At 47.3% G+C, this 22327-nt stretch carries 10 protein-coding genes; 1 reads left to right on the forward strand and 9 read right to left on the reverse strand.

From position 1 onward, the window contains the following. Window positions 1–1294: 1294 nt before the first annotated feature. The 3 genes from NST25_RS22935 to NST25_RS22945 all read right to left on the reverse strand — a co-directional run bounded on the left by NST25_RS22935 (window position 1295) and on the right by NST25_RS22945 (window position 10801). On the reverse strand, window positions 1295–6313 hold the full coding sequence (locus NST25_RS22935) for an S-layer homology domain-containing protein (RefSeq protein ID WP_340392549.1): 5019 nt from the start codon (window positions 6311–6313) through the stop codon (window positions 1295–1297). Window positions 6314–6695: 382 nt separating this feature from the next. Further along, on the reverse strand, window positions 6696–8237 hold the full coding sequence (locus NST25_RS22940) for a response regulator (protein ID WP_076281319.1): 1542 nt from the start codon (window positions 8235–8237) through the stop codon (window positions 6696–6698). Between the two features lie 242 nt (window positions 8238–8479). After that, window positions 8480–10801: a glycoside hydrolase family 95 protein gene (locus NST25_RS22945; protein ID WP_340392550.1), complete on the reverse strand. Its 2322-nt coding sequence runs from the start codon at window positions 10799–10801 to the stop codon at window positions 8480–8482. A 214-nt stretch (window positions 10802–11015) separates the two neighbouring features. Between NST25_RS22945 and NST25_RS22950 the strand changes: the two genes are divergently transcribed. After that, a complete protein-coding gene (locus NST25_RS22950) occupies window positions 11016–11885 on the forward strand; it encodes an AraC family transcriptional regulator (RefSeq protein WP_076187461.1) in 870 nt (289 codons plus the stop codon). Window positions 11886–11940: 55 nt separating this feature from the next. Here the strand turns inward: NST25_RS22950 and NST25_RS22955 are convergent, their stop codons facing one another. The 6 genes from NST25_RS22955 to NST25_RS22980 form a co-directional block, all read right to left on the reverse strand. Then, window positions 11941–13995: an alpha-galactosidase gene (locus tag NST25_RS22955; protein ID WP_340392552.1), complete on the reverse strand. Its 2055-nt coding sequence runs from the start codon at window positions 13993–13995 to the stop codon at window positions 11941–11943. Between the two features lie 249 nt (window positions 13996–14244). Next, window positions 14245–16629: a glycoside hydrolase family 95 protein gene (locus NST25_RS22960; protein WP_076308192.1), complete on the reverse strand. Its 2385-nt coding sequence runs from the start codon at window positions 16627–16629 to the stop codon at window positions 14245–14247. An 11-nt stretch (window positions 16630–16640) separates the two neighbouring features. Beyond that, on the reverse strand, window positions 16641–18356 hold the full coding sequence (locus NST25_RS22965; RefSeq protein WP_143765002.1) for a right-handed parallel beta-helix repeat-containing protein: 1716 nt from the start codon (window positions 18354–18356) through the stop codon (window positions 16641–16643). A gap of 66 nt (window positions 18357–18422) precedes the next feature. Continuing rightward, complete coding sequence (locus NST25_RS22970) at window positions 18423–19556, reverse strand: SGNH/GDSL hydrolase family protein (protein WP_339188078.1); 1134 nt, start codon at window positions 19554–19556, stop codon at window positions 18423–18425. 96 nt (window positions 19557–19652) lie between these two features. Continuing rightward, window positions 19653–21278 carry an extracellular solute-binding protein gene (locus NST25_RS22975; RefSeq protein ID WP_339191256.1) on the reverse strand — a complete coding sequence of 542 codons (1626 nt, stop codon included), beginning with the start codon at window positions 21276–21278 and terminating at the stop codon, window positions 19653–19655. A gap of 136 nt (window positions 21279–21414) precedes the next feature. Then, window positions 21415–22317, reverse strand: a complete 903-nt coding sequence (locus NST25_RS22980) for a carbohydrate ABC transporter permease (protein ID WP_036683268.1) — start codon at window positions 22315–22317, stop codon at window positions 21415–21417. Window positions 22318–22327 lie beyond the last annotated feature (10 nt).

Genomic DNA, 22327 nt, shown 5'->3' on the forward strand with positions numbered 1-22327 from the left:
GTGTTCTACTTATGCTCCCTCCTCATTCGCATCGGACCGAGGGGACACTATTTCGATGATTCAGGGCATTTTGCTCGGCTATCGGACTCAGATGCAGCTATTGACGCTTTTGCAGTGCAATTTCGGACAATTTTATAGCAATAAGAGCTATACAGTCCGATACCTTTGTAGAATAGCTCAAATATCCGAAATAGCTGCGATACGGTCCGATGTGTTCTAACTATGATCTACTTTGCCGTAGTGTGTTCGACTTTTGTGCGGGATTCTACTTTGCTGGGGTGTGTTCAACTTATGCGCGGGATTCTACTTTGCTGAGGTGTGCTCTACTTATACTCCTTCCTCATACGCATCGGACCGAGGGGACCCTATTTCGATGAATCAGGGCATTTTGCTCGGCTATCGGACTCAGATGCAGCTATTGACTCATTTGCACAGTAATTCTGGACATTTTTATAGCAATAAGAGCTATACAGTCCGATACCTTTGTAGAATAGCTCAAATAGCCGAAATAGCTGCGATACGGTCCGATGTGTTCTAACTACGATCTACTTTGTCGGGGTGTGTTCGACTTTTGCGCGGGATTCTACTTTGCTGGGTATGCTCTACTTTTGCGCGGGATTCTACTTTTCTGAGGTGTGCTCTACTTATACTCCTTCCTCATACGCATCGGACCGAGGGGACCCTATTTCGATGAATCAGGGCATTTTGCTCGGCTATCGGACTCAGATGCAGCTATTGACTCATTTGCACAGTAATTCTGGACATTTTTATAGCAATAAGAGCTATACAGTCCGAAATCTTTGTAAAATGACTCAAATATCCAAAATAGCTGCGATACGGTCCGATGTGTTCTAACTATGATCTACTTTGCCGTAGTGTGTTCGACTTTTGTGCGGGATTCTACTTTGCTGGGGTGTGATCTACTTTTGCGCGGGACTCTACTTTGCCGGAGTGTGTTCTACTTTTGCGGGGGATTCTACATTGCCGGGGTGTGTTCGACTTTTGCACGGGATTCTAATTTGCTGGAGTGTGTTCTACTTTTACACGGGATTCTACTTTGCTGGGGTGTGCTCGACTTTTGCACGGGATTCTACTTTACTGGAGTAAGTTCCGATAGATAGTAAAGTGTGGTATTAGTAACTGCCAAACAGTAATGTACCTAATAGCAATGTACCTAATAGTAATGTAGTATCTATTAGTAAAGTTCGATAAAGTAGCTAATTTCATTAACTGATCTATCAAAAAGAGCGACTCTCCGGTTAATGGAGAGTCGCTCTTTTGTAGTCATTTCAGCTTACTTCAAAATCAAATTATAGATCACTTGAGCCGCTTCTGCGCGCGAAGCGATTCCTTTTGGTGCAAAGCGTTCATGACTTTGACCTTGAATCAGTCCTAGACTGGCCGCTTCATTTACAGAAGCAGCGGCCCAAGCAGACACCTGATTCATGTCGGTGAACGCTGCGGCAGTTGCACCGTTGGTTGTTGCACCATTAGTTGTTGCACCGTTGGTTTTTGCGCCATTAGTTGTTGTACCGTTAGTTGTTGCACCGTCGGTTGTTGCACCATTGGCTGTTACGCCGTTGTTCAGCTCGTAAGCCTTCATTAGCATCACCGTGATTTCTTCACGGGTGATTTGTGCGCCCGGCTCAAACTTGGACGCACTTCTGCCACTCACGATTCCCGCCTTGTAAGCGATTGAGATAGGCTCCGCATACCAGGCGGATGGAGCAACATCAGCAAAGCTTTCTTTTCCTGTCGCGGTCAGTCCAAGGGCATGAACAAGCATCGAGGTGAACTCGGCACGTGTAACTGCCCGGCTTGGTTCAAACTTTTCTTTGCTTGTGCCCTGCACATATAGCTTGGACGCCAGCTCTTGGATTACTGGGTTAGCCCAGTGATTGGCCGGAACATCGACAAAGATGCGGTTCAACTCCAGCACAGCATATTTGCTGAAGTGGCTGACCTCAGCTTTTAATACACCGTTAGCATAATCAGCTTGAATATATTCCAGCCTGCCATTGTCCGCGATATAATAAACACCGCCTCGTTTAGCATTGAAGCCTTCTGCCACTGGCATGATGAGTGTTATTGGCTTATCAAATGTAGCGAGTGTGTCTGTAATGCCTGACTTGGTGGTAATAGAAAGACTAAATTCATAGATGTCTCCCTTGAGTACAACAGCCGCATTAGTAGAACTAACCACTGTAGCAACCAACTCATCGGCCTTGCTGCTGAGGTTCACCATCTTCAGTGCAATCTTGCTATCTTCCCACTGTCCCTCTGGCAGCTTGTTTTGTAGCTGGAGAATTAGCTCTGCTGGTACCTGCAAGGAGAGCTTACCCGCATTCAAAACTAGGGTGTGGTTCGCCAACTGTCGGACTACAGCAGAGGATAACTGAACTTGCTGAATATCCCCTTTAATCTCAACCACTACCTGACCAGAAGCACTGTCCACTTTCAGCATATCTGGCATGAGAATCAAGGTTCCAGCAGCATTCTCCAAGCCCGAAGTGCTGCCAGAGGTACCGCCATTGTTTCCTGGATTCCCAGGATTACTCGGTTCTCCCGAATTTCCTGGATTCCCAGGATTACTAGGCTCTCCTGGATTACTAGGCTCTCCCGGATTTCCCGGCTCTCCCGGATTACTAGGCTCTCCCGGATTTCCCGGATCGCTCGGTTCTCCCGGATTTCCCGGCTCTCCTGTAGAGGCCTCTTTGACTGTGATTTCTGCCGATGTTTTGAAGCCACCGTCTACCGTTTCCACAGTAATGGTGGCCTTTCCAGCTTCTACAGCGGTTACTGTTCCGTACACTACGGTAGCTACAGAGGTATCGCTCGAAGTCCAAAGTACTGCTTTATCCGTCGCATCATCCGGCGATACTGTAGCCGTCAACTTGCCGGTTTCACCAGCGGTCAACGCAAGCTCTGTCTTATCCAGTGTTATACCGGTTACTGTCTTAGGTGCAGCCGTCAATTTTACCAGTTTCGACTCTGTCGGCTGCAAGGACAATTTCATAGCTCCTGTGGCAGAGGAAACTTCTCCTGTCCAGAGATCTTGCGTAGTATAAATCTCTGCAGTATCCAGTCCAGCGCGGCCAAGATCAACTTGCTTATCTGCCGAAGCAGATGCACTGTAATTGAATACGGCCAGATAATAATCATTGCCATCCTTCATAACAAAAGTATCGGCGGCATTGGCGTTTGTATTTCCTTCAAGTGGCTTGAACACTTTTCCTTTTAAAGCTAAATCGAGAACATCTTTGTTGTTGAACAAAGCGGTCATGTACTCCTGTGCTTTTGGATCGTTAACATCGTCAGAGCCAAGCAGTACTGTTCCAGCAATAACGCCAGAGTTCATACGGGCACGCGCTTCAGTCAAGCTGGTAGCACGGGCCAATGCCAAATGATCAGGATCGGTGTAGGTGTAGATCGTGCCATTTTGCCAAAAGCCATAGGTTAATGAATTCAGCATATATTCGGTTTCATTGATCTTGCCGTAGGTGTCGCAGGAAATTCGTCGGCTATGCGCATATTGGCTCGGGAAAATTGGCGCAATTGATGCGCTAATGAACATTTTTCCATCCAGACGTTCTTTCACATAACGCATTCCTTCATTATAAGCTTGGATTCCTGTCGTTATAGTTGGATCGAAATGTTGCCCCTCAAGCGAACCATGCGTTAAGAAATCCAATTTGATGAAGGTGAAGCCCAGCGCTTTAAATTTGTCCAAAAAATAGTTCATGCGCAATTGTGCACCAGGATGTGTTACATCCAAAGGAAAAGCCCCGTCCAGAGTCGGCAGCGGTTGACCCGCGGCATCCTTAAGGACAATATCGCCGTAAGTATATTTATTGTCAGTTCCCTCTACAATCTGGTCCATATTGTTGCCCCAGTATACAAACGGTGCCCAATAAATACCCGCATGCTGGCCATTCCCTTTAATAACCGATACGGCGTCAGTCAGCTGCTTATCATTCAGATTATCCCAATAAGAATCCATGTTAATAAATACATTGCCGTTATTATTGAAATTTTGCAGATTCTCTTTGTAGTAATTGGAGACATCCACTACATCTTGATACGAAAGCGTACCCTCGTAAGCTCCCCAGCTATTAAAACCAACCGGTACGCCTTGTGGCAGCTCGGGGTTTAGCGCAAGTGCAGGTGTAATGATCGCATTAGCTTTGCCATACTCCTCAAGCCCTGTACGGTAATCACTGAAGGCCCCTACCATGATCATAGGTGAGGACAAGTTTGTTCCACTTAAGCTGCCATGAGGCTGGGTATCCCGGGTAACATCACTAGCTGCACCGCCATATACGACCAGCTCATTCAGCCGATTGGAGGAACCTTTCCAGTCGATGCCTGTCTTCCAGGTATCATGAGTTACAGAGCCAAGCACAAGGCCGCTGCGTGTCGAGTTGTTAAACACAGTCGTCATCTCATAGCTGGTATCTGCACGATTCATAGATTGAGATTTATAACGAATCCAAGCATCATTGTCAAAAGGAACCGTAAGCACACGATTATCCGCACTAGCTCCGATATCCACACCACCTGTACGTTTTACGGTAATAGGTGACATATAGTTGGTCTTGACTGCTGTATCGCTGGCCGCATCCAGACGGGTCAGAAAATACTTTTGATCGTCATAAAACTTGTAGACCTGCTTTAACGTCGGTTTTCCTGTGGAAGTGTGGACAAAAGTTAGCTCCACGCCTTTGCCGAAGCCATCCTGAATGTCTACCGGAGCACCAACACTTGTATGACTCTCATAGCTTGTAGTCTCAACGAGCGTATCGCCGATTTTGATACTGCTATAGATCCCATGCAGCTTCTGTCCGTCAGCCCAGTTATAGCTTACATATCCGGACTTGGTATTATAGGACACTTCATATTGGCCATTTGATACAAGCAGTCCGTAAGTATATTCGGTAACTGTGATAGCTCCGTAGATCTTAGAAGCGCCCGGTGTTCCTAAATCACCGTCTTCCTCCACTGGGGGATTAGGATCCACACCCATAGCTGGCTCAACTATAATCCGGTCCAGATCTGGCGCATACCCGTTGCCATCTGTAAATTTGATTGTATTCTCGCCTTCGTTCAGTGGCAGTGTAAGTTCATACATTCCAACCGTATCCCAGTCCGGTGTCTTGGGCAGCTCATAATACTGCTCTGCTCCACCATTCGCACTAACGTAGAAGCTGCGTGGGTCACCTGAAATATAGGCGACTGTGATTCGGTAATCACCAGTCATAGGGGCTGTAATCTTGTTGAAGGTTATGGAACTGCCGTTATTCAAGTACCCTACCTTCTGACCACCCGAAGCATTCGGGCTAGCGGAAACTTGGGCCTCGCCTGTCAAATCATTGAGTGGAGATTCTGCTTCATAGCTGAGGGTATAAGGAATAATTTCTATCCGGTCGAAATCTGGAGAATACCAATCATGATCTGAGAAGGTGATAGTATTCAAACCCTCTACCAAAGAGGCCTCCACATCATAGGTTCCCACGGTGCTCCAGCTTGCCGTCTTTGGCAGGTCAATCATTTCATCCAGTCCATCGTTAACCTGCATATAGACAGGACGTTGATCGCCGGAAATATAGGAGATGCGGATTAAATACGTTCCCGCTGCTGGTACTGCAACATTTGTGAACTGTAAGGAACTGTTTTTGTTCAGATCCGTTACGATTTTACCGCCAGAGCCCACACTGCTGCCCGCCACTTTGGCGTTGCCTGTAAGCATATTCTCAGTAGCCTCGGCTTCCAGGATCACCCCATGCAGCTTCTCCTTCCAGTCACCTCCGGGTCCTTCACCTGGATCGCTGTCGTCCAATCCACGGATTACGATCTTATCGATGTCCGGAGAATACCAGTTGTTGTCATCGATCAAGATGGTATTAGCACCCGCGTTCAGCGGAAGCGTCACATCATAAGTGCCTACCGTATCCCAGTCCACAGTCTTGGACGGTTCTTCAAATTGCTTGTCACCGCCATTGGCACTGATATTAAACGGGCGTGAATCGCCAGAAATATAATACACTGTAATTTTATAATTCCCCGGCTCGCTTACGGTCACATTATTGAACAACAAGGAGCTGCCTTGATACATGCCGCCAACTTTTTTCCCTCCGGAAGCCGCTGGGTGGTCAGAAATTGACGCATTACCCGTCAGAATATTCCCATCCGCTTCAGCTTCATAGCTATTTGTATCCTCGGCGTAGACCTTGCCGGCAAACTGACCACCGCTGCCTAACACTAAGCTGATCATAAGAAAGAACAAGAACCCTCTTTTCATTACACGTCCAAACATTTAATCCCTCCATTTAACTTTCTGATATAAGAAAAGCCTTCCGGTTGCAATTCATCAGTTGTTCCTCTTTCCAAATAACGTCTTCAGAACTCCTCTCCTTGTTGTAAGTAACGTCATGTAAGGAATGTACGGCCCGTACCGATTACTCTCTCAAGAATGCTGTATCCAACTATTGCCGTCTGGATTTCTTGAAAGCGCTATCGCAATTAGATGTGTAAAAAAGCTTCCTTTAATCGCAATAATGAATCAAGCCCCTCACATGTGCTGAGTTGTAATACATGCTTATTGTAAAAAGCAAAGGGGCATCTTTCCATATCGCAAGTTTACAATTCATAAAGGAAAGCGACTTTTCTTTCTATTCAGTAAGCAGAAGTGCGGAAGGTTAAATATTTTTCCTGTACTCGTTAGGTGTGACCCCAAGGTTCTTCAGAAATAGAGAAATAAAATAAGACGTGCTTTCGTACCCCACTCTCTGGGCAATATCTTGAATCTTCAGTGACCCGTCTGCGAGCAGCTCCTTAGCCTTATCAAGCCGAATACGGGTTAAATAATCGTGGATCGTGATGCCTGTTTTATCCTTAAAAATAGATCTTAAGTAGTTCGGTGACAGATAAACCTGATCAGACAGACTATTAATCGTAATCGGCTGATCGTAATTTTGTTCAATCACGCTGCGAACCTTGTGGACGAGCTTTGTATTTTTATCCATAAGTCGCTCACCTAGCATGCTCACGGCATCACCCGCAGTGCCCAGGATTAAATCCTCGATCTCATGTAAAGTCAGCGCATTATAGATGGAATGATAGAGCTCCGCCCGCTTAAAGCCCTCGGGAACAGACTGATGCAGCTGCTCTAGCAGTTCATCAACAAGATCAATCGCCCAATCACAGATGATTTTTTTCTTGATTCTCAGTGTGGCCAGTCCCACGAAATATTGATGCAGCTTTTGTGCGGCCTGCTCGAAGTCCAGCTGATGGATAGCTTCAAACCACTCTTTTCTCTCAAAAGGTGGCATATGTTCACTGTCGAACTGATTCGAAATAGCCTCGGCATGAATAATTAAGCCCGTGCCTTTATAAAAACGTTCATTTAAAATCACACGCGTCTGCTTATACAGATTATAGACCAGCGCTAATTCTGCTGCCTGCGCTCCGACTGCTGCCGTCACCGTAAAATCCAGCGCACTACGAATAGCCACAGCTAAATCCTCCCAAGCATAATAGCCAGGCTGTTGAGTCGCTTCCATGAACACACCTGTCTCGCCATCCTTGTAAGGAACAAAAACAACCTCTATATTTTTCGCCTTAAAAAAGTGATCCAGATAAGAAATCAACCGGCTCATACACTCTTCCAGACTCTGCTGCTCACCCTCCGCCTCTTTGGGATCAATGCTGAACAGTGCCATGGTATAACGATTACTCTCTGGGAGACGTGTCAGCCTATTGAAGTTATTTGCCAGCTCTGCGGCTTGCTCCGCATTTTTTTCAAAAGAAAGCTCCTTAAGAATCTTAGTTTTAGCAGCCTCCATAGAACGTTGTTTCATCTGAACCTCTTCGCAGCGCGCTTTAACCTTTTCGATAACGCTTTCAATTTCAGTCAAATCTAGCGGCTTCAGTAAATATCCAACAGCTCCTACATTAAGGGCCGATTTAACATAGTGGAATTCATCATGTCCGGTGAGGAACATAATTTGCATCTGGTCATAACATTCATGTATTTTTTTAGCCAACTCAATTCCATTCATTATCGGCATCTGAACATCTGTAAGAATAATATCCGGTTGAAAAGCCTCTATTTTCTCCAAAGCTTCTCTACCATTGCTCGCTGTTCCGACTACATAGATGCCCATCTCTTCCCAGCGGATATAATCTCTCATCATCTCAAGACCCATTTCTTCATCATCTACCAAAAAAATACTATACACCTGAGGTTCCCTCCTTCTTGTTGTCTGTATTTGCTCCTATTATATTCTTTTCCCCTTAGGCGATCATCGACCAAATAAATGTAAGTCATTTTCAGGCATGAATCGTTACTTTGTAAGATCTAATCCCAACGTGCTCGTAAAAAGGCTATCGGGTCCTAAGCAGACCAGATAGCCCTTCGATACCTACTCATCATTATTCGGACGCATAATGAAAACGGAGGCTCATCGCCCCCGCCGAATCATTATAACAGCTCCAATTGGCTGTTGAAATAGTAGCTTCCTCCTGTTTCTGCTTGGAAGGTAGTTCTCTGATCTCCCCATCGAAGGGTCACCGTTCCCGGTGCGTAGGTGCGAAGCGTAGCTTCCGTCAACTGCCCCTTCTCCCAAACTACGTCTACCTCTACCTTTCCTTTGGCTCGTAATCCAGACACCGATCCTGTATTCCAGGCTTGCGGAAGCGCTGGCAACAGATGAATTTCATCCGCGTGGCTTTGCAGCAGCATCTCTGCAATGGTAGCCGTCCCGCCAAAGTTGCCATCCACGACAAAGATATTGCACTCTGCCCCACCAATCCCTGATTTGGAGAAACTGAACAGATTATCGAAGCACAGTCCGCTAATTAAATGAGAGATATGCTTATACGCCTTCTCCCCGTCATATAGTCTGGCAAAACTAAGACCGAATAAGGCGGCGGTGAACTCTACATCCTCCAGTTCTTCCTGAGCCATCCGGTTCTCCAGCGTTACCCTTGCTGCCGCGCTTAACTCCGGTGTTCTGTCCGGTGTAATCTGGTTGCTTGGATACAAAGCGAACAAATGAGCCAAGTGTCGATGCTCAGGTTGCGCTTCTTCATAATCTTCAAGCCACTCCTGCAGCTGACCTCTTTTACCAATCTGTAGCGGGGGTAACTTAGCCATAGCTTCCTTTAGCTTCAGCTGAAGCTCCACATCTGTATCGAGCAACACCGCAGACTTCAGGCAGAACTCGAAAAGATCTTGCACGAGCACTTGATCCATGGTCGAGCCCATAGACAGCTGCTGTGCACCCTCGCTGCTATCTGCGGGATAGAAGCTGTTCTCTGGCGAGTTAGAAGGACCCGTCACCAGCCAGCCATATTTCGGATGAATCGTCATATAGTCGAGGAAGAATTCTGCGGCTTCTTTTAGCACAGGATATGCCTGGCGCTCTAGAAATACACGATCCTGACTATATTCATAATGCTCCATCAGATGGGTTGCAATCCATAATCCGCCTGTGACATTGAGCCCCCATGAGGTTTCCCAGCCCGGAGCTGTAAACCCCCAGACGTTAGAGAATACATGCGCTACCCATCCTTTGCTGCCATATAAATCGCGTGCAGTTGATTTTCCCGCCTGAGATAAATCTTCAATATATCGCATCAATGGAAGGTGGCTGTCTGCAAGGTTCACGACTTCTGTCGGATAATAATTCATCTGTGTATTAATATCGAGATGATAGTCGCAGCTCCAGCCCATACGGCAAGCCTCACCGTCATTCCAGATTCCCTGCAAGTGCAGTGGAAGAGGTGAATCTTCTCGTGATCCGGCAATGGTTAGGTAGCGGCCATACTGGAGGAACAATGCGAACAACTGAGGGTCCTCAGCCTGATCCTGTGCCAGTAACCTAATCCGCTGATCGGTAGGCAGACCTTCTTTCCCGGAGCTACCCAATTGAATATCCACCTTTGCATAATCCTGACGGTAATCTTGAATATGATCTTCTTTTAACTGTGCATAACCTTTGGTTAATGCCTGCCGTAGGTTGCTGTAGCTCTCCGTCTCCCATTCCTGATTGCTCCGGCGATAATCGGTACTGACCCCAAAATAAATCCGGGCCTCATTAGCTCCGGAAACTCTTAATCGGCCATCCCCCCTGTAGATCGTACCGCCGGATAGACTTATTTTGAGCTGCCCTTTTGCCCATACCCCGCATTTACCATTACTGTGCACCTTTTCTGTAGCTTGCCCCTTGAATTCAATAGTGTCGCCATCCACAACCTCAGTCGTAAACGATTCTGTCCCACCTTCGATGGCAATCGTAAAGGATACACCTCCAGGCCTATCGCTCCAAATTCTTGAAACTACCAGATCATCGGCATGTGAAGCGAAGACCTCTCGACGGATTGTTGTTTCGCCGCTCTCATAGACCGCCCCAGACACTGCGCTTGTCAATTCCAGCTCCCGCCGAAACACACCGCCTGATTTAACATCCGCATCCTGGGCAAAATCAATAACCACCTCGCATAATCCCAGGTTCGTACCGAAATTTTGTTTTTTAGGCTGTAAATACTGTTTGGCTAAACGATCACCGCTGTCATAATCGCCGGCAAAAAAGTGACTTCGCATCTCTTCCAGCGCAGTTCTACCTCCGGCAGGAGCAGGGTCGGGATCCGTTTGCCCAGACCAATAGGTCACCTCGCTCATGCTCCACACCTCACGATGCGGCGCTGCCATTACAACAGCACCTATTCTTCCGTTACCCAACGGCAACCCTTGCGACCAGCTTGTTGCAGGGGTTGAATACCACAATTTAAAATCGCTCATTTGATCGTCTCCTGTCTGTAATAGACCTTCAAAAGTTGTTGTTAATTAATCCGCTTTCTCTGTTATTAACATTGTGTATTTATCGCATTTATCGTAACATCATCAGTACTACAAGTCTTTGTTGACTCGTTCATTCATTTGACAATTTATCCGTTATCCCAAATATTTAACTACAGGCCAAAATTAAGAAATGCTGCTAGCAAAGGGGTATAGTATGAACAAACTATCTGAAATCACACCGTATGTTGGAGCAATCATGCCTTATCTGTACGACGGCAGCAGCAATGAGCATCTGCGCGTCGGCAATGCCTACGCTTTTCATCTGTTTACCGATGGCCCCGGTGACATGGAAATCGACGGAATTCGTTATCCGATTGAGCGTAGAACACTGGTGTTTCTCCGTCCCGGCCAGCCACATGCCTTTCATATTTCCCCTTCTCATCCACTCTCGTCCTACAATGTCTATTTTGATTTGTGGGACAAGCAGTCGCCTATGTCTACTAATCTTTCTTTTATCCATGCGCCTGAACCCTTTAGGCTTGAGAAAAAGGCCACCGAAGTCCCCTGTGCCGAGCTGAAAGAATTGCCCTGCGTTTTCCCGCTAGCTAAATATCCACAGCTATACGATAGTCTTGTGATGATTGCCAAAATATACAATGAAGCGATATTCTACCGGAATGAAGCGGTTCATAGCTTGTTATACGGTTGGATATTAAGCTGGTATAATGCCCTCCATCAGCATCAGCCAAGCGATTATCGGATTGTGCGCCTGTTGGAATATTTGAACACTCATCCCGAACGTGGTAAATCTATCGAAGACTGGGCACAGCTCTGCGGACTCAAGCGAACCTATTTTCATGAGCTGTTTCTGCGAGAAACCGGAATGACGCCGCGCGCTTATCATCATAATCTCGTTATGCGGCGGGCGGCAGGTCTGCTTCTGGAGAGCGAGCTAAGTGTTACTGCCATTGCTGAGAAATTAGGCTATCCTTCGATCCATCCCTTTTCCAGACATTTCAGTGCCTGCTACGGCATAAATCCCACACAATACCGCCTTAATCCGCAAAGCCGAAAACAAATATAGGTTGTAAAAAAGAATACGCGCTATCCGCAAGAAGCAGAGGGCGCGTATTCTTTTGTTATTTTGCCGTCAATTTGAAGATTTTAGATTCTGCGGGTTCAAGCGTAACTTCCAGCTTTCCTGAGGTTTCCCCTTCTACACCTTCCCATAGGTCCAGCAGCTGGTAAGCAGCTTGAGCATTCAGCCCTGCCCGTTCTAATGAGAGGGATTTAGGAGCAGATTTCGTGACATCGTAATTGAAGACAGCTATATAAAAGGCATTTTCTTCTGAAGATTCGAGCACAAAAGTATCACAGGATTGCTTGCCGAGGTCCCCTTCTATCGGTCTGAAGGTTTTGCCAAGACGAGCAACATCCATAATGTCCTTATTGCTCAGCCAAGCTTTAGCCCGGGCGGCGGCTTCCTCTTTTCGGAAGTCATCCCCTAGCAGCAGCACCGTTCCCGCGATCACCGAAGCGGTTAGCCGGCTCCGGCCTTCATGCCAGCCCGTGGCTTCCTGGTTATGGCTCTTGTACAGTACGGAATGGTCGGGATCATTGAAACGGTACAATGAATCGCTCATCCACCAGCCATGGGTCAAAGAGTTGAGCATATATTCTGTGTCCTGCAGCGTGCCAAAAACATCACAAGAGACACGCCGGCTATGTGCAAATGCATAAGGGAACAACGGTGCGATGGACAGATTAATAAAGAACGGTCGACCAATAACCTCTGGAGACAGCTTATTCTGCAAGTAGGACATACCGTAGTGATACGCCGCAATGCCCGTCGTAATCTCCGGATTGTGATGCTGGCCTTCCAGTGCGCCATGTGCCAGGAAATCCAGCTTGATATACTCGAATCCTTCCGAGATGAATTTATTTGTATACCAATCTATTCTTTGCAGGTTCCCCGGATGTGTGGGGTCAATGGCTAGCCCTCCATCAACATCCGGCAGAATCTCTCCTTCGCTGTCCCGAAGCAGGATATCGCCATAGGTGTATTTACCGTTCGTACCTTCCACGACATCTCCAAACTGAGTAGGACTTCCCCAGAAAGCGAAAGGGGTCCAGTAAGTTCCCGGTCTATGACCATTCTTCCGCACTAGCTCAAGTGCATTTTTCATCTCTTCTGCTGTGAAATTATCCCAAAAAGCGTCAAAGTTGATGTACAGCGTATCCTCATTCTGGAATCCTAACGGCTGCACTTCTTTTTTCAAAAACTCACTGGTCGACGTATACAAATCATAATCCAGATCAGCCATTGCAGCAGACCAGCTATTCCAGCCAACAGGAACGCCACCCTCCCAAGCCAGCGGAGCTTCAATCCATGTATTGGCCCGTCCGTAAGCTTCAAGACCTTCTCTGTAATCATCATAAAAACCTACGAATACGAGCGGTGACTCCACTCTTTTGCCTTTTACATAACCATGCGGCTGAAAGTCGCGGGTTAATTCACTCACAGCCCCACCGTAAAGATCCAGCTCCTCGATCTGGCCGCATCGCTCGCTTTTGATACGAATACCCGTTTTCCACACCTTGTGAGTTATGGAACCCATGATAATTCCTCGCCGGCTATCCGGTGCGAACACTGCCGTTACCTCGTAGCTCTCTGTATCCATAGGTGGCTTCACCACTGTATATCTGACCCATTTATCGTTGTCGTAAGGCACACGCAGGATGCTTGGTTCATCCGGTTGACCTGACTCGCCGCCGAGGGATACCGATTTGCTCTGAATGACCGCCATGCGGTTCGCTTTGATATCCTCATCGCTTGCGATCACACTTTGCATCAACACATATGAGGAGGACTCATAAATATAAAAATGCTGCTCCAGCTGAGGCAGCAGGGATGTTTCATGCACAATCACTAGATGAACACCTTTACCAAAACCTTCACGAACAACCTCTTCCTGCAACTTCAGCACGTGGCTCTGATAGTGTTCAGTATTATATTCCCGGCCCTGCCAGCGAAAGGCGCTGCGAATCCCCTTTACATGTGCAGAAGTCCCGCCGACAACGGATGACTCACCCGTTCCGAGATCAATCTCCAGATTCACCAGGCCATTGGTTACACGGATAAGAGACGTTGTGTCTGTATTCACGTTTACGGTTGTATTACTGTCAGTTAGCATAATTTGCCTCCTTGTTGCTGCATTTTGGACCTTGAAGGCCGCAGTCTCAGTAGCTGTATCCCCCAAGTATGACCTCATTATAAAGAGCGGATAAAGCGTTTTCTATACAACAATCTTCCGATCCATACCGCGATCTAACACATCCTACCTAAACTCTGCTGGCCCTGAAGCTTCATGCTGAAAATGCAAAAAACAGCAGCAGGACCAAACGTTCAGGTCCTACTGCTGTTCATACGCTTATAAAACGGATTATTGCTGATCACCAATGATAAGCTTGTAGGATTGTCCCGCGGTTGTAGCGAAACTTACCCTTCCTTCGGCGGAACGTTCACACTGTATATCCTGACTGCCACAGGTTACCTTAAGTGGGGTATCCATGCGGATCACACATTCTGTGCCCAGCAGGGAAGTGATCTGCGCTTCCACTAGCTTGCCGTTGTCCCACTGAATGCTGACTTCAAAGCCACCGCGGGCACGTACACCTGCAACGCTTCCCTCCTGCCATTCATTCGGCAATGCAGGCAGTAGTTCGAGATAGCCGCGGTGAGATTGTAGCAGCATTTCGGCAATCCCGGCGGAGGCTGCAAAGTTGCCATCAATCTGGAACGGCGGATGTGCACCGAGCAGATTGGCATAAACTCCGCCGTGATTATATTGCTCCGACTCCCCGTCCTTCACCAGCCGCAACATGTTGGAGAGCAGACGCAAGGAACGGTTTCCATCCCGGAAGCGGCTCCATAAAGCGACTCTCCAGCCCAGACTCCAGCCTGTGCTTTCATCCCCGCGCCGCTCCAGCGAGGTTCTTGCCGCAGCAAATAGCTCAGGGGTCTCTTCTTCTGACAACTGGCGGCCCGGATAAATTCCAACCAGATGCGAGGTATGTCTGTGGTACATGTCCTCATCCTCAAAATCAGAGAACCATTCCTGCAGTTGCCCGTACTTGCCAACCTGCAGTGGCAATAGACGCTCACGGGTACTTTTCAGCTCTTCACGCAAAGCCTCATCCGTTCCAAGAATCACTGATGCCTCGATACAGTTCGTGAACAACTCCCAGATCAGTGATATATCCATTGTGGCACCCGGGCTGACCGCAGCCACACCCTCCGCTGTCCGGAATTTATGCTCTGGTGAAGTGGACGGGGAGGTCACAAGATTACCCTTGCCGTCGTCAATCAGCCAATCCAATGCGAACAGAGCCGCCTCCTTCATGACAGGATAAGCCGAAGTCCGCAAGTATTCAGTATCTCCGCCAAAAGCAAAATGTTCCCAAAGATGCTGGGTCAGCCAGATGCCGCCCATTGGCCAATAGGCCCAGCTTGGATCTCCATCACCATAATCACCTACCGGTGCAGTGTGTGCCCAAAGATCCGAGTTATGATGAGCTACCCAGCCCCGGGTGCCATAGTTGGTCCGAGCGGTATCCGCCCCTCTCTTCGCCAGATTGCCGACGAAATCCAAAAGTGGCTCATGACATTCTGCCAGATTGCAAATCTCAGCGGGCCAATAGTTCATTTCTGTATTGATATTCAGTGTATAGTTACTGCTCCAAGGCGGACGAGTAGAGGCATTCCATATTCCCTGAAGATTGGCGGCCTGCGTTCCGGGACGCGAGCTTGCGATCAGCAAATAACGTCCGAAATGAAACAGCAGCTCAACTAGACCCGGATCTTGCGCGGAGTAAGTCGTAATCCGCTGCTCGGTTGACATTCCTTCCGGTGCCAGCGGCTTGCCCAGCCGAAGCTTCACCCGATCGAAAAGTGCCCGGTAATCAGTGATATGCGCTTGAAGCAGGCTGGTGTAAGACTTGCCTTGAGCACTTGCCAAGAAGGAAGCTGCAATGGTGGAGGCATCTTTTCCTTCAATTCCCGGGATTAGGTCATACCCGTTAAAACCTGTAGCCGCACTGAAATAAAAGGTTGCCGCTGTCGCACCCAGCAAATGAATCCCATTGCCATCAACCGTTACTTGGCCGTCATCCGCCGTCACGGAGAGTTGTCCTTCGAAAGCCATTCCCTTGCTGCTGCCTAATTCACCGTATTGGATGGGATTGTCGCTCCCGAAATAGCTTGGATCTACATGCTCCGGTGCCGTTCCCGATAGAACAAAGCTGTCACCTTGCGGATAAAGGTTGTGCCGGAGTGGACTTTCCAGCGTGGCATGCACATTCAATGCGCCTGGCACACTTGCGGTCAAACGAAGTACAAGCAACTGATCAGGATGAGAAGCGAACATCTCACGGGTATAAGTAACATTGCCAATCTGATATTCAATGCGATGCAGCGCATTTTCCACATCCAATGTACGCTGATAAGAATGATAGACGTTGCCATGCTCAAAACGAAGCAATAGATCACCAAAAGGTAAATAAGATTGAGTATACGGCCCCATCATTTCTCTGGTCAGCGTGTCCGCCTCAACATAACGGCCTTCTTGAATCAGCTGTCGCACCTTTGGCAGAACGTTCTTAGCACCGGGATTGTTCCCCTCTTTTGGGTATCCTGACCAAAGCGTATCCTCGTTTAGACTAATTTTCTCCTGTTCCACACCACCGAAGATCATACCGCCCAGACGTCCATTCCCAATTGGAAGTCCTTCCGTCCATACATTTGCTGGCTTGTCATATTGAAGTTTCATACGCGCTCTCCTCACCATCTGTCATTTAATAAATTATCAGTAATTTCAACCTCACTGCAGGCATTTAATTCAATCGCATCATCAAGATTCGAAAGACTCGCCTCACCACTGCCTGCCAGAATTCCATTGCACTTAAAGACCAGTCCGCAGGTGCTCTTGGCACTAAGGGCCAACACATCAATACTTTCAAACTTGTTATTCGTGATGACAATTCTCTGGTGAACGGGAGCACGCTTATCTATCTCCACATTCTCCGGCGAAATAAAGATAACCGGATGCTTTTGACTTCCACATTCCAGAAAATGATTGCCGCTGATGATCACATCCTCCACCTTGCCGGATTCATACCAGGACTCAGCATCCACTGCAATCAGAATGGCATTCATATGCATCCGTTCAAAAATGTTACCCTTAATTTCCACTTTGCGCCGGGTTGTCACAAGAATACCGCGGGTGGGTACTCTCGCGAAGTGATTATTAGTGACTTCAACCTCTGGAGTCCAGGTAACATTCTCTATAACATCATGGCTGCCTATATCATCAGGAGCCGGATGAGCCAACGTCAACAAAAGCTCGCGTGGATTTAGCCGCTTCACTTCGACCACTTCATTAGCCGCATAAGTGGTCAATGAACCGGAGCGAACAAATTCAATTTCGTCCCCCGGATAGAAAGCCATAAATCCGTAGGTCTGATGATGCATGAACCGGACCTTTACTACATTCGCCGATGGCTGCTCTACGATCCGCAGATAAGTACCATGGACATTAACGGGATCGTCATGTGAACCGGAAAAATTACTATCGGCAATGATCACCTTTCCCCGGCAGCTAGACATGTGAATAAAGTCCGCAAAGCCTGTGACCGTTCGTCCCGTTTCCGGACGCGGTGAGAGATCCATACGGCGGAAGCTGAGATTCTCGCTGAACTGGCCAACGATGCCAAGTCCATGCAGAAAATGTAGCCCAATATCGCTCAAGGTGATGTTCGAGCTTTCCGTAATGAATACGCCCACCTGATCACGGATGCCGTCACGGCTTTGTAGAACATGCCCCGGAATAACCTCAGGCTGAAAATTAAAATGCAGACGGAGCTTCATCGGCTCCAGTTCCTCGACAGTGTCTGCCTGCTCCAGCCAGTTATCCATCCGCCAAGTCGTATTGCGCTGCGGATCATAAGTCTGCATTGGGCCTTCAGAAAAGCTCCAGCCCTCACCGTTCCAGACCAACTTATCCTCCCTAATCTCATAACGTGAATCGGGATGTACTTGGACATCGAACGAATGGTCACCGCTTTCGGTAATCGTCATCTCCGTCACAGTTGGCCGGGCATAGTCGGTATGTAAATTACGGATCTCCACATTCTTGCAGCCATCCAGCAGGAGCATCGTTTGCTTGCCGTGAAAAATAAATAATGAACCATTCCCTTCCAGCGTTAAATTATATTGTCCCTTCAGCAAAATACCGATGGTCTTAGTGACATCCCTGTTCTCTTCTTCACTGGCAGTATTTGAGATAAAATAAGGTTTGCGGATAGCCTCGTCCGGATAGAAATGATAGCAGCCCTTCGGGCAATCCAGTAGTACTGGACCGGGAATTTCAGCGACAGCCTGTATAGCCCGAACCATGGCTGGCTGCGCGTCTAAACCAGAATCCGGCAGCACTCCATAATCCGTTAGGCGGATTACAGCAGGAGTAGTTAAGGCGTTATTCTCAGCAGAAGTAATCATCGGCACCGCCTTTCTTTTTTTGTAAACGCTTAATATTTGGCAGTATAATCTCTCCGCTTAAAATAATCAATTGTGCAGCAGTTTCAGAATACGCAGACTGGTGCCTTTACTCTGTTCATCCTTCAGCCCCGTAATGCGTACTGAAACATGCAATTCTTGACGTTGTTCCTGGATCGGAAACATGGCGATAATAGGCCGAAAGGCAAGCGGACACCATTCATCGAATAAGTTCACAGCTTTATAAGAACTGCCATTTAGCGAATATTCAAAAATCCCGCTATCCGGTCCGTAGAGCAGCATCAAGCCTGCGCTTTGCCCGGTCACTGTAAAAGAAAAAACAGCCTCCTTGCTATGGGTATACAGATGCTCTGTTCCAAAACGCCAGTTCATCAGCGAATCTCCTGCAGCCAGTTCGCGAAGTTCGTAACCGTTCACAAGATCAGCCGCACGGAAATCAAGCAGGCTGCCGTATTCATAATTTTGCTCCGCCAAAGGTGGAATATCTAAAGAGCTTTCGCTACTCAAATTCGTCTTGTTAGGAACAAGCGCTGTCTCCAGATACTCTCGCAAAAAAGAGGCATACAGCGCATGACCTTCATCATTGGGATGATATCCATCCGGTGCCAGCTTAGTCCACTCCATTTGTTCCGCCTCTAGCTGCGCATAGACTCTAGCTGCAAAATTAACAGAGGGAAGCTGATAATGTTCAGCTACTTCTTCATGGACAGCAATATTAAAGGGATTGCTCCCGGAGAGATTCTTCTCTGCTGCTGTATACAAAAAGCAAATATCAGTGCCCGGTGACAACCGCCTGCATTGGCGGACAATGCCCTCCATCCCTCTAATGGATTCTTCCCGGTCATTGCCGTCATTGACGCTAAATTCAACGAATAACAAATCAATTGTGCCCTGCTGCAGGACATGCTCCTGTAATCGATGAGCACCTAAAGTTGAGTTCGTCCCCCCCACTCCCGCGTTGATGAAGCGGAACTCCTGATCCGCAAACCGCTCCTGAAGATACTTACCAGTGAGTGCTCTCCAGCTATATGTGTCTGCTTCGGAAGCACCTGCCCCCTCCGTAATTGAGCCGCCTAAAAAGGCAACGGTTACAGTCCCTTTTTCCGTAAGCCTGCCGTTAACTTGAGGTAGTCCACGGCGCGGAACTACAAATGAATGATTGCAATGATTCTCGTCTGTCATAACTCAACCTCCATCCACAAAAACCCATATTTTCCCCTGAAATCAAGAAATCAGGTGCGGGGTCTATCATACAGCACCTGATTCTGATTTCAATATTTATTTTTTTGAAGTATCATAAGCCTTTTGTAAAATTTCGAGATAACGGTCAAGCTTCAAGTTCTGCAATCCCTTTACATAAGCGTCCCAGTCCTTGTTCAGATCCTTGTTGCCTGTAATGAATTGCAGCTCATTTTGTTCGATGTAATTTTTCAAATTTGTCTGCAGCAAGCTGGCTTCATCAATCTCACTTGGATCAATCCAGATCGACCAGATGGGGAATAACTCTTTAGGCTCATGACCTTCGTATAGCAGAGTCGCATCATACAGTCTACGTTCATAACCATCAGAAGCAAAGATGTCGGTACCTTGAACGTAAGTATCACGGTATTCTTTAGGCTCATAGAAGTGAGCCATACCACTCCAGCCTGCATTACGTGGTGCTGCGCCTTCTTCACCTGGAATTAGTTTGATCATCGGTTTAACATCTTTACCCAACGCCACATCACCTTCGACCGGATCTGTCCAATCGGTTCCCTTCAGGCCAGCTGCGCCATTCGTTTGGCCTTCTGGTGTGAACATATAATCCACCATCTTGATCAGTGTAATTTGTGCTTCTTCACTTGCTTTGTTTGTGATCACGAATTTTGCACCCGGGACTACGCCGCCTCCATCATGAGTCGCATAGGAAATTCCTTGAGGTCCCGAAATCGGAGGCAGCGGGTTGTAATGTGCTGAACGGGTATTCCCCGGGTCGATGTTTACGAAGATCGCTGGGTGCATACCTGCACCTGCACCTAGAATTTCTGCATCAGCATTTTCACCGATTTTCTTAAAAGCTTCCGCGTTTTGTGTAAAGGCACCCGGATCAATCAACCCTTCGTCAAACAGGGATTTAATATAGGTCAATCCTTCTTTCCACTCCGGAGTAATGGCAGCAGATTGCACCTTTCCATCCTTCATGTTCAGGTAATTACGATCATCATCATAAACAAATGCGTTCATCAAGAAAGGAACGATCCGTACGCCGAACTCCTCGATGGAACCGCTTAGCGGCACTTCATCCGCTTTGCCATTGCCGTTCGGGTCTTGCGTTTTAAAGGCTTTCAGTACATTTTTGAAATCCTCAGTGGTCTTCGGCATCTCCAAGTTAAGCTTTTTCATCCACTCAGAATTCAGCCACATTTTGCTAGGATAGGAACAGTGGAAACATTCTGTATAAGCTACAAGTCCGTAAATGTTGCCATCAGGTGCAGTATTAAGCGTTCTTAGGTCAGAGTTCTTTTCCATGGCTGCTTTAATATTTGGAGCATATTTATCAATCAGATCATTTAGAGGAATGAGTACACCTTGCTTGCCGTATTTCAGTAGATCGGCCTGTGAGAATTGATCAATATAGTGAGTAAGCAGGTAAGCATCCGGATAGTCACCACTCGCCAGTGAGATCTGGCGTTTTTCCTGAGCACCATCCGATGGGTTGATCTGCCAGTTGAATTTGAAATTAAATTTCTCTTCTACATGTTTTGTGAATTTATTGGTCGGAAGGTCGATGCCGGATTCCTGAACTGAGAACACGCTGATCTCAACCGGCTTGCCAGACGAACCCGAACCAGAACCCTGCTGCGTGCTGGATGTGTTATCTGTATTTTTATTTGCACATCCGCTAATTACAACCGTAAATGCCATGACCAGAATTAGTAAAGTTATCAAGCTTTGCTTCTTCAAATATTATCACTCCCTTTTGTAATTTAGCAGGTGATACGATGATACCTTAAGTGTGTACTCCGGGCATACCTCCTTTCCAAAAAAGAGATTTCTAAGATCAACCCTTGACGGAACCAACAAGCATCCCCTGTACAAAATAACGCTGTACGAAAGGATAGATAACAAGTACCGGCAAGGTGGCAATCACAATTAAGGAATACTTCAGCAGCTCGGAAAGCTGTTGTTTCTCAACCAGTTTCCCCACGTCCATGGCCCCACCAGCGCTGTTGTTCTGAATGATGATGCTTCGCAGGACAAGCTGTAAGGGGAACAAATCTGCTGATTTCAGATAAATCAACGCATCGAAATAGGCATTCCATTGACCTACCGCGTACATAAGCACCAACACTGCGAGAATCGGTTTGGATAACGGGAGTACCACGCTCCAGATGAATCTCATATCACTACAGCCGTCGATTTCACTAGCTTCCAAAAGCTCCTCCGGAATCGAGGATTGAAAGAAGGAGCGGGCAATAATGACCTGCCAGACCCAAATGGCGTTCGGAATCAGCAGCGCCCAGCGAGTGTCGATCAGATGCATCTCCTTCACTACCAAATAGGTGGGAATTAGCCCCCCACTGAAGATCATGGTGAAGGTAATGATCATCATCAGTGTATTTCGTCCGAAAAAACCTTTTCGAGACAGCGGGTAAGCGATCATGACCGTTAAAGTTATACTAATCAGCGTTCCCGCTGCGGTGTAGAAAATTGAGTTTCCATAACCAGTGATAATCTCAGGCGTATTCAGCAATACTTTGAAACCTTTGAAGGATATATCTACAGGCCAGAGCCAGACACGACCAGAGGTCACGGCTGCCGGACTACTGATTGAGCTGCTGATGATAAAAATAAGCGGATAAAGTACAGCGATTACCACAAGAGTAAGCACAATATAGATTGTGATCAGGAACGCTTTGTCGCCGACGGATTCTTTAATCTTTTTTTGAACTGCTGCTGCCATAGATGAGCTC

Origin of the sequence: Paenibacillus sp. FSL E2-0190, from assembly GCF_037992965.1 — a bacterium.
Classification (GTDB): Bacteria; Bacillota; Bacilli; order Paenibacillales; family Paenibacillaceae; genus Paenibacillus_AQ; species Paenibacillus_AQ odorifer.